Source organism: Erwinia sp. E_sp_B01_1 (assembly GCF_036865545.1).
Classification (GTDB): domain Bacteria; phylum Pseudomonadota; class Gammaproteobacteria; order Enterobacterales; family Enterobacteriaceae; genus Erwinia.
Map to the genome: position 1 here is coordinate 3,966,016 of NZ_CP142208.1, position 12,763 is coordinate 3,978,778.

Sequence of the window (12,763 nt, forward strand, 5' to 3'; positions counted from 1 at the left end):
AAAGCTTTAAAAAGGCGAACCGGAGTCCGCCTTTGTCTGCTTATTCTGGCTTAATAATGGAAGGTGCCGCTGTCGGGGCCGCAACCTGTTTCTGCTGCTCTTCCTGCTCGCCCTGCGCTTTAACCTGATGCAGATGCACATCCATCTGCGGGTAAGGGATGCCGATCTGATGGGCATCCAGCGTACGTTTGAAGTTCTTCATCAAATCCCAGTAGACGTTTTGCAGGTCGCCCGCGTTGCTCCAGCAGCGCACCACAAAGTTGAGTGAAGAAGCAGCCAGCTCGTTAAGGCCAATCTGAATACCCATATCTTTCAATACACGGTCATCAGCTTCCACCACTTCCTGCAGCAGTTGGATCACCTGGTCAACATCGGCATCGTAAGCCACACCAATGATGAACTCGTTGCGACGCACCGGCTCACGGGAGAAGTTGACGATATTGCCTGAGATGATTTTACCGTTAGGCACCACCACGATCTTACCGTCGGCGGTTTTCAGCGTGGTAGAGAAGATCTGCACATTCTGCACGGTTCCCATTACGCCGATATCAATGAATTCGCCAGTGCGGAATGGGCGGAAAGTTACCAGCAGGACGCCAGCCGCCAGGTTAGCCAGTGAGCCCTGCAGCGCCAGACCAATGGCCAGACCTGCCGCACCCAGCACCGCAATCACCGAGGCGGTCTGCACACCTACCCGCCCCAGGGCAGCAATCAGCGTAAAGGCGATCACGCCATAGCGTACCAGCGCAGAGAGGAAGTCCGCCACGGTGGCATCAATATGACGAGCCCGCATAACTTTGTTCAAAGCATTAGAGATGATGCGGGCCACGATCATCCCAACGATGATGATTGCAATAGCAGCAACAATATTAACGGCATAGCTTAAAAGCAGCGCCTGGTTGCGCACCAGCCAGCCACCGGCATTGTTGATGCCATCGACTACGTTCAGATCTTCCATATAGATATCCTGTTGTTGTTCCCAACCGGGTTACGGTTATTGCCAGATAAACTGACATCCCAAACCCAAAGGGTAACCAATAATGCCGCGCTCTGCCAAATAAGCAGGGAAATTAACAATTTGTTACGGATTGCGGCCATAAAAAAAGGCCCCCGAAGGGGCCCGATTCAGGCTGAAGCCGGAGACTTACAGAACGTCAACGTCGTTGAGTTCTTTGAAAGCCTGCTCCAGACGAACGATCATAGAAGACTGAGAAGCACGCAGCCATACGCGTGGATCGTAGTATTTCTTGTTCGGCTTGTCTGCGCCTTCCGGGTTGCCCAGCTGGGCCTGCAGATAACCTTCGTTCTTTTTGTAGTACTGCAGGATACCGTCCCAGGTTGCCCACTGGGTGTCAGTATCGATATTCATTTTGATCACGCCGTAGCCGATTGATTCTTCAATCTCAGCCGCAGATGAACCGGAACCGCCGTGGAAAACGAAGTCCAGAGAGTTATGTGGCAGGTTGTGTTTCTTGCTCACATAGTCCTGAGAATCGCGCAGGATGGTTGGGGTCAGCTTCACGTTGCCTGGCTTGTAAACGCCGTGCACGTTACCGAAGGAAGCCGCAATGGTGAAGCGCGGGCTGATAGCATTCAGTTTGGTGTAAGCGTAATCAACATCTTCTGGCTGAGTGTACAGGGCAGAAGCGTCCATGTGGCTGTTGTCCACACCATCTTCTTCGCCACCGGTGCAACCCAGTTCGATTTCCAGCGTCATATCGATCTTAGCCATACGGGCCAGATACTGGCTGCAGATTTCGATGTTCTCTTCCAGAGACTCTTCAGACAGGTCAATCATGTGAGAAGAGAACAGTGGCTTACCGGTTTTCTTGAAGTGCGCTTCACCCGCGTCCAGCAGACCGTCGATCCACGGCAGCAATTTTTTCGCGCAGTGGTCAGTGTGCAGGATAACCGGCACGCCGTAATGTTCAGCCATCTGATGCACATGGTGTGCGCCAGAGATTGCGCCCAGGATCGCCGCAGCCTGTGGCTTGTCTGATTTCAGACCTTTACCGGCGATAAATGCTGCGCCACCGTTAGAGAACTGGATGATAACCGGTGCTTTTACTTTTGCAGCGGTTTCCATAACGGCGTTGATGGAGTCGGTGCCCACGCAGTTAACAGCTGGCAGAGCGAATTTGTTCTCTTTCGCTACTTTGAAAATCTTCTGCACGTCGTCGCCGGTGACAACACCTGGTTTTACGAAATCAAAAATTTTAGACATGTTTTTTGTCCTGTTTCGTCGGTCGTATTAAGAGATTCTAAGCCCGTCAGACGGGCAAATCAGTCCGGCGGAAGACAAGCCTCCGCCCCAGAGGTTACTGTTTCGCACGCTCTTCAAGCATGGCAACTGCTGGCAGTTTTTTGCCTTCCACGAACTCCAGGAAAGCACCGCCGCCGGTAGAGATATAAGAAATTTTATCTTCGATACCGAACAGATCGATGGCCGCCAGCGTATCACCGCCGCCGGCGATAGAGAATGCGTCGCTGTCTGCAATGGCCCTGGCAACAATCTCAGTGCCTTTACGGAAGTTAGGGAATTCGAACACGCCAACCGGACCATTCCACAGGATAGTTTTGGCATCTTTCAGTAACTTAGCCATCGCCTCTGCGGTCTCATCGCCGAAGTCCATGATCTCTTCATCATCCTTGACTTCGCTGACTTTTTTAACGGTAGAAGGGGCAGTTTCAGAGAATTCTGTGCCAACACGGGAGTCAGTAGGAACCGGGATCTTAAATTCATCACGCAGTTTTTTAGCGGCTTCTACAAAGTCAGGCTCATACAGAGACTTACCGACGTTGTTATCGATAGCCACGAAGGTGTTGGCGATACCGCCACCCACAATCACGGTATCCGCAATTTTTACCAGCGAGTTCAGCACGTCAAACTTAGTGGAGACTTTAGAGCCCCCCACCACAGCAACCATTGGACGCGCTGGCTCTTTCAGGGCTTTACCCAAAGCTTCCAGTTCGTCAGCCAGCAGAGGGCCTGCACAGGCTACAGGAGCAAATTTACCTACGCCGTGGGTTGAAGCCTGCGCACGGTGTGCGGTGCCAAAGGCATCCATCACATAGATATCGCAGAGTGCGGCATATTTTTTAGAGAGGGCTTCGTCATCTTTCTTTTCGCCTTTGTTAAAGCGAACGTTTTCCAGCACCACCAGCTCACCTTCTGCAACGTCCACGCCGTCCAGATAGTCTTTTGCCAGGCGTACTGGAGAAGAGAGTTTTTCTTTCAGATAGTTAACAACTGGCAGGAGGGAGAACTCCTCGTTGTATTCACCTTCGGTCGGGCGGCCCAGGTGGGAGGTTACCATCACTTTCGCGCCCTGCTTCAGCGCCGCTTCGATGGTCGGCAATGAAGCACGAATACGTGCATCAGACGTCACTTTCCCTTCTTTCACTGGCACGTTCAGATCGGAACGGATAAGGACGCGTTTACCAGCAAGATCCAGATCGGTCATCTTAATTACAGACATGGTGAATCCTCTCGTTGATTCTCTAAGTTTTGACAGGCGCAAACCGCGCCCTACCTGAAACCGCTTGCGGCCATTGCTAACGTCGTGTCGATCATCCGGTTAGCAAAGCCCCACTCGTTGTCGCACCAGACCAGCGTTTTGATCAGGTGCTGACCGCTGACCCGCGTCTGCGTGCCGTCCACAATGGCACTGTGCGGATCATGGTTAAAATCTATGGAGACTAACGGTAATTCCGTATAGTCAACTATACCACTAAATGCCCCTTCTGAGGCATTTCGCAACAAGGCATTAACTTCACACGCCTGCACCGCATCGCGCACGCTGACGCTCAAATCAATTGCCGTCACGTTAATCGTAGGCACCCGTACGGCAATAGCTTCAAAGCGGTCATTAAATTTAGGAAAAATACGGGTAATACCTGCGGCTAGCCGGGTATCCACCGGAATGATCGATTGACTGGCGGCGCGCGTCCGCCGCAGGTCAGTATGGTAAGCATCGATTACCTGCTGATCGTGCATGGCAGAGTGAATGGTCGTTACCGTACCCGATTCAATACCCCAGGCATCGTCCAGCAGTTTAATTACGGGAATAATACAGTTGGTAGTGCAGGAGGCGTTGGAGACGATCAGATGATCTGGCTGTAGCTCTTTCTCATTCACACCGTAGACCACGGTGGCATCCAGATCGTTACCGCCCGGATGGGAGAACAGAACTTTTTTGGCCCCGGCGGCCAGATGCGCTTCGCCATCTGCCCGGCTGCCGTACACGCCTGTACAGTCCAGCACCACGTCGACGTTAAGCTCTTTCCAGGGCAGATCGCTGATTTCCGCACGGTGCAAAATACGGATCGTATCTTCACCCACCGACAGCAGATCCCGCTCCTGGCGAACATCCCACGCAAAACGCCCGTGGCTGGTATCGTATTTCAGCAAATGCGCCATCCCCGCTGCTTCCGCCAACTCATTGATGGCCACCACGGTGATTTCTGCACGACGTCCGGTTTCATAGAGCGCGCGCAATACGTTGCGCCCGATGCGACCAAAACCGTTAATGGCAATGCGAACCGTCATATCACTCCTGCATCCGAATTCAGTGTAAAACTGGAGCTTTAGCCTGAGCCAGGCACTGATGTTTGTACAGGGAATTCTTCTGGAAACAGCGCTGTACTTCGCCCGTTTTTCAACAGTGCTTACGCTAACTGAAACGGTTCAGCCACAATAATTGAAGTGAGGAATAATAGGAATGACGAGGATCAATTGCTGCGACAATCTTTGGATCTGTGTCACAGATTTGGAAAATTTTGCCCGGAGGACCCGCGCGTAACAAAAAGAACAGGGGCGGGATAATCCCCGCCCCTCAGACTACTCACGAATACCAAAGCGATGAGAGCCTGCTCATCAGCGGAATCATTCCCGCCCCATCACTCTTACAGCAGTTCTTTCGCTTTAGCGACCACGTTATCCACGGTGAAGCCAAACATTTCAAACAGCTGCTCAGCAGGCGCAGACTCACCGAAAGTGGTCATGCCCACGATAGCACCGTTCAGACCGGTGTATTTGAACCAGTAATCAGCGATACCGGCTTCAATAGCCACGCGAGCGGAGACAGCTTTTGGCAGCACGGATTCACGGTAAGCCGCATCCTGCTTGTCGAAAGCATCGGTGGATGGCATAGAGACAACGCGAACCTTACGGCCTTCAGAGGTCAGACGGTCATACGCGCCCACGGCCAGTTCAACTTCTGAACCGGTAGCGATCAGGATCACGTCAGGCTGGCCTTCGCAATCTTTCAACACATAACCACCGCGTGCCACGTTCGCCAGCTGCTCAGCAGTACGATCCTGCTGCGCCAGGTTCTGACGGGAGAAGATCAGCGCCGTTGGGCCATCAAAACGCTCGATAGCGTATTTCCAGGCTACCGCGGACTCAACCTGGTCGCACGGACGCCACAGGCTCATGTTCGGGGTCACGCGCAGGCTGGCCATCTGCTCAACCGGCTGGTGCGTCGGGCCATCTTCACCCAGACCGATGGAGTCATGGGTATAGACCATCACCTGACGGATTTTCATCAGCGCAGCCATACGGGCAGCGTTACGGGCATATTCCACAAACATCAGGAAGGTAGCGGTGTAAGGCAGGAAACCACCGTGCAGCGTGATGCCGTTAGCGATAGCGGTCATGCCGAATTCGCGCACGCCGTAATGAATGTAGTTACCGGCTGCCTCTACGTTGATTGGCTTAGAACCAGACCACATGGTCAGGTTGCTTGGTGCCAGGTCAGCGGAACCGCCCAGATACTCCGGCAGCAGTTTACCAAAAGCTTCCAGCGTGTTCTGGGAGGCTTTACGGCTGGCAATTTTCGCCGGATTAGCTTGCAGCTGTTCGATGAATTTCTGCGACTCTGCCTGCCAGTTAGCTGGCAGCTCGTTGCCCATACGGCGGGTAAATTCCTGCGCCAGTTCTGGATGAGCTTTTGCGTAAGCGGCAAACTTCTCGTTCCAGGCCGCTTCTTTAACCTGACCGGCTTCTTTAGCATCCCACTGCGTGTAGATATCCTGAGGGATTTCAAACGGAGCGTGAGTCCAGCCCAGCTGCTTACGGGTCAGTGCCACTTCATCATCACCCAGCGGTGCGCCGTGTGAATCGTGCGTGCCGGCTTTGTTAGGTGAGCCAAAGCCAATCACGGTTTTGCACATCAGCAGGGAAGGCTTATCGCTGACCGCTTTCGCTTCTTCAACCGCTTTTTTGATGGCTTCTGCATCGTGACCATCAACGCCACGCACCACATGCCAGCCATAAGATTCGAAACGCTTAGCCGTGTCATCAGTGAACCAGCCGTCAATGTGGCCGTCGATAGAGATGCCGTTGTCATCATAGAAGGCAACCAGTTTGCCCAGCTTCAGCGTACCCGCCAGCGAGCATACTTCGTGGGAAATGCCTTCCATCATGCAGCCGTCGCCCATAAACACGTAGGTGCTATGGTCAACAATGTCGTGGCCCGGACGGTTGAACTGAGCGGCCATAGTGCGCTCGGCGATCGCCATACCTACAGCGTTCGCCACGCCCTGACCTAATGGGCCGGTGGTGGTTTCCACGCCAGCGGTATAACCGAATTCAGGGTGACCTGGAGTTTTAGAGTGCAGCTGGCGGAAGTTAGCCAGTTCAGCAATCGGCAGATCGTAGCCGCTGAGGTGCAGCAGGCTGTAGATCAGCATTGAACCGTGACCGTTGGACAGCACGAAGCGGTCACGATCGGCCCACATCGGATTGGCTGGGTTATGGTTCAGGAATTCACGCCACAATACTTCGGCGATATCTGCCATGCCCATAGGGGCGCCCGGGTGGCCAGATTTAGCTTTTTGTACCGCATCCATACTTAATGCGCGAATAGCGTTAGCAAGCTCTTTACGAGAGGACATGTTTTGCTCCAGGTCGGATTGTACGCTTCGCCGTCCTTAACCTATTTTAATCAATGAGTTATCAGGCAAAGTGGTAAAAGTCGACCCTCAATGTACATGAAAAACAGCCCGCATGTACATGGCGAAACGTGCAAAATGGCAGGGACAAACTTGCGCTTTGCTCTGATTGCGACTAGCCATGTAAGGCTGCAAGCGTTATAACGCCTTATTTATCTGCTTTATTATTTTCTGCCAGTTTGGCAGGTGCTTGTTTTTATTACCTTGTTACTGAATGGATAAAACATCATGAAACTCCGTACTTCTTTAATGACTCTCGGCGTGGTTACCGCACTTTCTGGTTGCCAGAACTTCGACAGCAATGCCCTGATGCAGTCCGGTGCGCAGGCTTATCAGGCTGCCTCGTTGAGCGATGAGCAGGTCAAAGAGCTGAGCGTGAAATCCTGTGCCCAGATGGACAGCGAAGCGCAGATTGCTCCTGCCAGCAGCGTTTATACCCAACGTCTGAATAAAATCGCCAAAGCACTGGGCGATAACATTGATGGCACTCCGGCCAACTATAAGGTTTACCTGACTAAAGACGTTAACGCCTGGGCGATGGCGAATGGCTGTATCCGCGTTTACAGCGGATTAATGGACCTGATGACCGATAACGAAGTGGAAGGCGTACTGGGCCATGAAATGGGCCACGTGGCGCTGGGCCATACCCGCCGTGCGATGCAGGTTGCTTACGGCACCACAGCCGCCCGTACCGCCGCAGCTTCTGTAGGTGGCATCGCTGGTTCGCTTTCTCAGTCACAGCTTGGCGACCTGGGCGAAAAGCTGGTTAATGCCCAGTTCTCGCAAAAGCAGGAATCACAGGCGGATGACTACTCCTTCGATCTGTTAAAAAAACGCGGCATCAGCCAGCAGGGTCTGGTGACCAGCTTCGAGAAGCTGTCTAAACTGGAAGGCACTCATGAGAGCAGCATGTTTGATTCTCACCCGTCTTCTGACTCCCGTGCTCAACACCTCAAAGATCGTCTCGCTGCCGAAAAGTAAGGTATCGCGATAAAAAAAGGGCGCCCCTTCCGGGACGCCCTTCTCTCTACAGGCAGAATTTACTCGCCTTTATTCACAGCCTGAACATGCAGCATATCCAGCGCCAGCGTGGCCGCCGCCAGAGCAGTCAAATCAGACTGGTCATAGCCTGGCGCAACTTCTACCAGATCCATCCCCACAATGTTCAGCCCCTGAAGGCCGCGCACCAGTTTGGTCGCTTTATCCGTGGTCAGGCCACCAATCACTGGCGTCCCGGTTCCCGGAGCATGCGCCGGATCCAGGCAGTCAATATCAAACGTCAGGTAGACCGGCATATCGCCAACAATCTGTTTTACCTGAGCAATGATGTCATCCACGCTGCGGTCGTTGACCTGAGCAGCATCCAGCACGTTGAAGCCCAGCGAGGCATCAAACTCGGTACGGATACCGATCTGCACTGAATGTGCCGGATCGATCAGACCTTCTTTTGGCGCATGGTGGAACATGGTGCCGTGGTCAAAGGTCGGTCCGTTAGAGTAGGTATCGGTATGCGCATCGAAATGCACCAGCGCCATCTTACCGAAGTATTTAGCATGGGCGCGTAGCAGCGGCAGCGTGACGTAGTGGTCACCGCCGAAAGTCATCATACGCTTGCCGTTAGCCAGCAGTTTCTCAGCATGGGCCTGTAACTTATCGGACAGGTCCTGTGAATCACCAAAAGCGTAAACCAGATCGCCGCAGTCGATCACTTTCAGACGCTGACGCAGATCGAACTTCCACGGCCAGCGGCAACCTTCCCACGCCAGGTTAGTGGAAATTTGACGGATTGCGCCCGGACCAAGACGGCTACCAGGACGACCAGAGGTCGCCGCATCGAATGGAATGCCGGTGATCACCCACTCGGCATCGCTGTCGTAGGGCTGGAAATTTACCGGAAAACGCATAAAACCAAAGGCGTTTGAAACCAGTGAGTTATCGTACTGGTTGCCCAGGGTGTTATTCATACTGAATCCTCTTTAATTACTCATCTTCCAGATAGGTATAGCCGTACAGGCCAGCTTCAAACTCTTCCAGGAACTGCGCGCGAAGCTCTTCATCCAGATCGCTCTCTTTGATCTGGTTACGGAAGTGAGTTAACAATTCCTGAGGATCAAGCTGAACATACTCCAGCATATCGGCGACGGTATCCCCTTCATCGGAGAGCTGTACATCTACCCGGCCATCGGCATAGGCGAAGACGTCAACCGCCTCGGTATCGCCGAACAGATTGTGCATGTTGCCCAGAATTTCCTGATAGGCTCCCACCATAAAGAAGCCCAGCATCGGCGGATTATCCACATCGTATTCAGGCATCGGCATGGTAGTGGCAATGCCATCGCCATCCACATAGTGATCGATGGTGCCATCGGAATCACAGGTGATGTCCAGCAGGACAGCGCGGCGCTCAGGTGATTTGTTCAGCCCTTCAAGCGGCAGCACCGGGAACAGCTGATCGATACCCCAGGCATCCGGCATCGACTGGAACAGCGAGAAGTTGACGTAAATTTTATCCGCCATGCGCTCCTGCAGCTCGTCGATTATTGGACGGTGTGCACGGTTGCTGGGATCCAGATGCTGCTGAATATAGTGGCAGATGTTCAGATAGAGTTGTTCAGACCAGGCACGCTGTTTCAGGTCGTAGGTACCCTGCGAATAACCGGTATGGATATCAAACAGATCCATCTGGCTGTCGTGCAGCCATTCACGCAGCGAGCGGCGGTTATTTGGCTCGTGCATCTCCTGCCAGGTGTCCCACATGCTGACAACAGGACGTGGCGAATCTTCAGATGGCGGCAACGGCTCGCTGAATTCGTTACGTTCCACACCAATAATGTTGGAAACCAGCACGGTATGGTGCGCAGTAACGGCGCGGCCAGACTCGGTGATCACTGTCGGGTGCGGCAGACCATGCTCTTCACAGGCATCGCCAATAGCCCAGATCACATTGTTGGCATATTCGTTCAGGCCATAGTTCACGGAACAGTCGGACTGAGAGCGGGTCCCTTCGTAATCCACGCCCAGACCGCCACCCACATCGAAGCACTGGATATTAACGCCCAGCTTAGCCAGCTCAACGTAGAAGCGGGCTGACTCGCGGACGCCGGTGGCGATATCACGAATGTTCGCCATCTGTGAACCCAGGTGGAAGTGCAGCAGCTGCAGGCTTTCCATCCGGCCCGCTTCGCGCATGATCTCCACCAGCTTAAGAACCTGGGTAGCTGACAGGCCAAACTTCGACTTTTCACCGCCGCTGGATTGCCACTTGCCTGAACCCTGAGAGGCCAGACGGGCACGAATACCCAGACGAGGGATCACGTTCAGACGCTCCGCCTCTTCAAGTACCAGCTTCACTTCGGTCATTTTTTCCAGCACCAGATAGACCTTATGGCCCATCTTTTCGCCGATCAACGCCAGACGAATGTACTCACGGTCTTTATAGCCGTTACAGACGATAACCGAACGCGTCATGCCAGCATGGGCCAGCACGGCCATCAGCTCAGCTTTGGAACCGGCTTCCAGACCCAGCGGTTCGCCCGAGTTGATCAACGACTCGATGACGCGTTTATGCTGGTTCACTTTAATCGGGTAGACCAGGAAGTAATCACCGCGATAACCGTAAGATTCACGGGCGCGTTTGAACGCGGCGTTTATCGAACGCAAGCGATGTTGCAGAATCTGAGGGAAACAAAACAGGGCGGGAAGACGCTGGCCATCAGCCTCGCGCTCTTTAACCAGTTTTGCTAAATCGACGCGCGCTTCTGGCACGTCCGGGTCCGGACAAACACTGATGTGTCCAAGCTCATTCACGTCATAGTAATTATTGCCCCACCAGGCAATATTATAGGTGCGCAGCATCTTGCTGGCATCTTGATCGCTCATAGCTACCTCCTGCATGGAGCGGAGTACACCCTGTTCGCCTGCTGACGAACCCTTGATAGTCTTCATGTCGTCAGACATTACGAGCCTCAAAATTGAATGATGCGGAACAGTTATCTACTATCGCAGGGAAACACTGCAACAACAACCCATCGACTACCGGGAAACCCAGCATAAAAAGCTGGCGCATCACACCAATCGGTCTCTAAGTATAACATCATTCACGGCTGGCTCAGGCGTTGGACGGCGCATGGCAAAAATCCTTCAGTGAAAATCTGAGAGCAGAGAGAACGGCTTGGGTAAAGGGTTAACCCGGCGGGTGTCGGTATAAAGACGACCGGAAGCGGGCGCAGGGTTTGCGATACCAGGAAAGGTATGTGATGCCGGGGCATATAAGGCAGCGGCGTTTTATACAGCCAGATCGCCCTGAATGCAAAATCAAAATGTGCGAATTGTGTAGTCTGTCAGGAAATTTTGACACTTTGATGGCTGGCAGAAACTTTCATTAAAGAAAAAAGGCTGGCAATCCGATTAATGAGTAACCTAAAATAGCCGTCCAGATGTTAATCCATCTATACCGGTTAACTTCTAAGCGTCTTCTATTGTAGTACTGCTCATGGCTTTGCCTGAGGGGGCGCTGGGAAAGTAAGCCAGCATGAACTGGCATTCAGACTTTAGCGCTAAGCAGTCGATTTCAACCCGTATTCAGTAAGGTAAAGAATTAATGGCTAAACACCTTTTCACTTCCGAGTCCGTCTCAGAAGGACATCCTGACAAAATCGCCGACCAGATTTCTGATGCTGTGCTCGATGCCATCCTCGAGCAGGATCCGAAAGCCCGCGTTGCTTGCGAAACCTATGTTAAAACCGGCATGGTGCTGGTCGGTGGTGAAATCACCACTTCGGCCTGGGTAGATATCGAAGAGATCACCCGTAATACCGTGCGCGAAATCGGTTATGTCCATTCCGATATGGGCTTTGATGCTAATTCCTGCGCCGTACTGAATGCCATCGGTAAACAGTCCCCGGATATCAATCAGGGTGTTGACCGTGCCGATCCGCTGGAACAGGGTGCAGGCGATCAGGGTCTGATGTTTGGTTATGCCACCAATGAAACTGATGTCCTGATGCCTGCTCCGGTGACTTATGCTCACCGTCTGGTGCAGCGTCAGGCCGAAGTGCGTAAAAACGGCACGCTGCCGTGGCTGCGCCCGGATGCCAAGAGCCAGATCACCTTCCAGTATGACGCGGGTAAAATCGTCGGTATTGATGCGGTAGTTCTGTCTACTCAGCACTCTGAAGATATCTCGCAGAAAGATCTGCAGGAAGCGGTGATGGAAGAGATCATCAAGCCGGTTCTGCCGGAAGAGTGGATCACTTCCAACACCAAGTACCACATCAACCCGACTGGCCGTTTCGTTATCGGTGGCCCAATGGGTGACTGCGGTCTGACCGGTCGTAAAATTATTGTTGATACCTACGGCGGCATGGCCCGTCACGGTGGCGGTGCTTTCTCCGGTAAAGATCCGTCCAAGGTTGACCGTTCTGCAGCCTATGCTGCTCGCTACGTTGCAAAAAATATTGTTGCCGCTGGCCTTGCAGACCGCTGTGAGATTCAGGTTTCCTACGCTATCGGCGTGGCAGAGCCTACCTCCATCATGGTTGAAACCTTCGGTACCGAGAAAGTCCCAACTGAACAACTGACCCTGCTGGTGCGTGAGTTCTTCGACCTGCGTCCATACGGTCTGATTCAGATGCTGGATCTGCTGCACCCAATGTACCGTGAGACAGCCGCATACGGCCACTTCGGTCGTGAGCATTTCCCATGGGAAAAAACCGACAAGGCTGAACTGCTGCGTGAAGCTGCTGGCCTGAAGTAAGCGTTAAAAGGCGGTTCTGAGGGCACCCATCGGGTGCCCTTTTTGCTGTCTGTC

9 protein-coding genes are annotated in these 12,763 nt (G+C 53.1%); 2 read left to right on the forward strand and 7 right to left on the reverse strand.

Annotated features, from left to right (window positions below; translation table 11 throughout):
* Positions 1–40: 40 nt before the first annotated feature.
* The 5 genes from mscS to tkt form a co-directional block, all read right to left on the reverse strand.
* A complete protein-coding gene (gene mscS, locus VRC33_RS18480; protein WP_338558099.1) occupies positions 41–958 on the reverse strand; it encodes a small-conductance mechanosensitive channel MscS in 918 nt (305 codons plus the stop codon).
* A 186-nt stretch (positions 959–1,144) separates the two neighbouring features.
* The gene (gene fbaA, locus VRC33_RS18485; protein ID WP_338558101.1) at positions 1,145–2,224 is read right to left on the reverse strand and encodes a class II fructose-bisphosphate aldolase; all 1,080 of its coding nucleotides are present in this window, start codon (positions 2,222–2,224) and stop codon (positions 1,145–1,147) included.
* Between the two features lie 94 nt (positions 2,225–2,318).
* Positions 2,319–3,479 (reverse strand): phosphoglycerate kinase, encoded by a 1,161-nt coding sequence (pgk, locus tag VRC33_RS18490; protein ID WP_338558103.1) that lies wholly within the window; start codon positions 3,477–3,479, stop codon positions 2,319–2,321.
* A gap of 50 nt (positions 3,480–3,529) precedes the next feature.
* The gene (gene epd, locus VRC33_RS18495) at positions 3,530–4,549 is read right to left on the reverse strand and encodes an erythrose-4-phosphate dehydrogenase (protein WP_338558105.1); all 1,020 of its coding nucleotides are present in this window, start codon (positions 4,547–4,549) and stop codon (positions 3,530–3,532) included.
* Between the two features lie 356 nt (positions 4,550–4,905).
* On the reverse strand, positions 4,906–6,897 hold the full coding sequence (tkt, locus tag VRC33_RS18500) for a transketolase (protein WP_338558107.1): 1,992 nt from the start codon (positions 6,895–6,897) through the stop codon (positions 4,906–4,908).
* Positions 6,898–7,182: 285 nt separating this feature from the next.
* Here tkt and VRC33_RS18505 point away from each other — a divergent pair, with 285 nt between their 5' ends.
* Positions 7,183–7,935, forward strand: coding sequence for a M48 family metallopeptidase (locus VRC33_RS18505; protein ID WP_338558109.1), 753 nt, complete (start codon positions 7,183–7,185; stop codon positions 7,933–7,935).
* Between the two features lie 59 nt (positions 7,936–7,994).
* Here the strand turns inward: VRC33_RS18505 and speB are convergent, their stop codons facing one another.
* Together speB and speA are read right to left on the reverse strand one after the other, a co-directional pair.
* The gene (speB, locus tag VRC33_RS18510; RefSeq protein WP_338558111.1) at positions 7,995–8,918 is read right to left on the reverse strand and encodes an agmatinase; all 924 of its coding nucleotides are present in this window, start codon (positions 8,916–8,918) and stop codon (positions 7,995–7,997) included.
* 16 nt (positions 8,919–8,934) lie between these two features.
* The gene (gene speA / locus VRC33_RS18515) at positions 8,935–10,911 is read right to left on the reverse strand and encodes a biosynthetic arginine decarboxylase (protein WP_338558113.1); all 1,977 of its coding nucleotides are present in this window, start codon (positions 10,909–10,911) and stop codon (positions 8,935–8,937) included.
* 643 nt (positions 10,912–11,554) lie between these two features.
* Between speA and metK the strand changes: the two genes are divergently transcribed.
* Positions 11,555–12,709: a methionine adenosyltransferase gene (gene metK / locus VRC33_RS18520; protein ID WP_338558115.1), complete on the forward strand. Its 1,155-nt coding sequence runs from the start codon at positions 11,555–11,557 to the stop codon at positions 12,707–12,709.
* The last annotated feature ends 54 nt before the right edge of the window (positions 12,710–12,763 follow it).

What these genes read in the sequence shown, in the direction of transcription:
- mscS (WP_338558099.1), bottom strand. Translation starts at nt 958, where the DNA reads ATGGAAGATCTGAACGTAGTCGATGGCATCAACAATGCCGGTGGCTGG.
- fbaA (WP_338558101.1), bottom strand. Translation starts at nt 2,224, where the DNA reads ATGTCTAAAATTTTTGATTTCGTAAAACCAGGTGTTGTCACCGGCGAC.
- pgk (WP_338558103.1), bottom strand. Translation starts at nt 3,479, where the DNA reads ATGTCTGTAATTAAGATGACCGATCTGGATCTTGCTGGTAAACGCGTC.
- epd (WP_338558105.1), bottom strand. Translation starts at nt 4,549, where the DNA reads ATGACGGTTCGCATTGCCATTAACGGTTTTGGTCGCATCGGGCGCAAC.
- tkt (WP_338558107.1), bottom strand. Translation starts at nt 6,897, where the DNA reads ATGTCCTCTCGTAAAGAGCTTGCTAACGCTATTCGCGCATTAAGTATG.
- VRC33_RS18505 (WP_338558109.1), top strand. Translation starts at nt 7,183, where the DNA reads ATGAAACTCCGTACTTCTTTAATGACTCTCGGCGTGGTTACCGCACTT.
- speB (WP_338558111.1), bottom strand. Translation starts at nt 8,918, where the DNA reads ATGAATAACACCCTGGGCAACCAGTACGATAACTCACTGGTTTCAAAC.
- speA (WP_338558113.1), bottom strand. Translation starts at nt 10,911, where the DNA reads ATGTCTGACGACATGAAGACTATCAAGGGTTCGTCAGCAGGCGAACAG.
- metK (WP_338558115.1), top strand. Translation starts at nt 11,555, where the DNA reads ATGGCTAAACACCTTTTCACTTCCGAGTCCGTCTCAGAAGGACATCCT.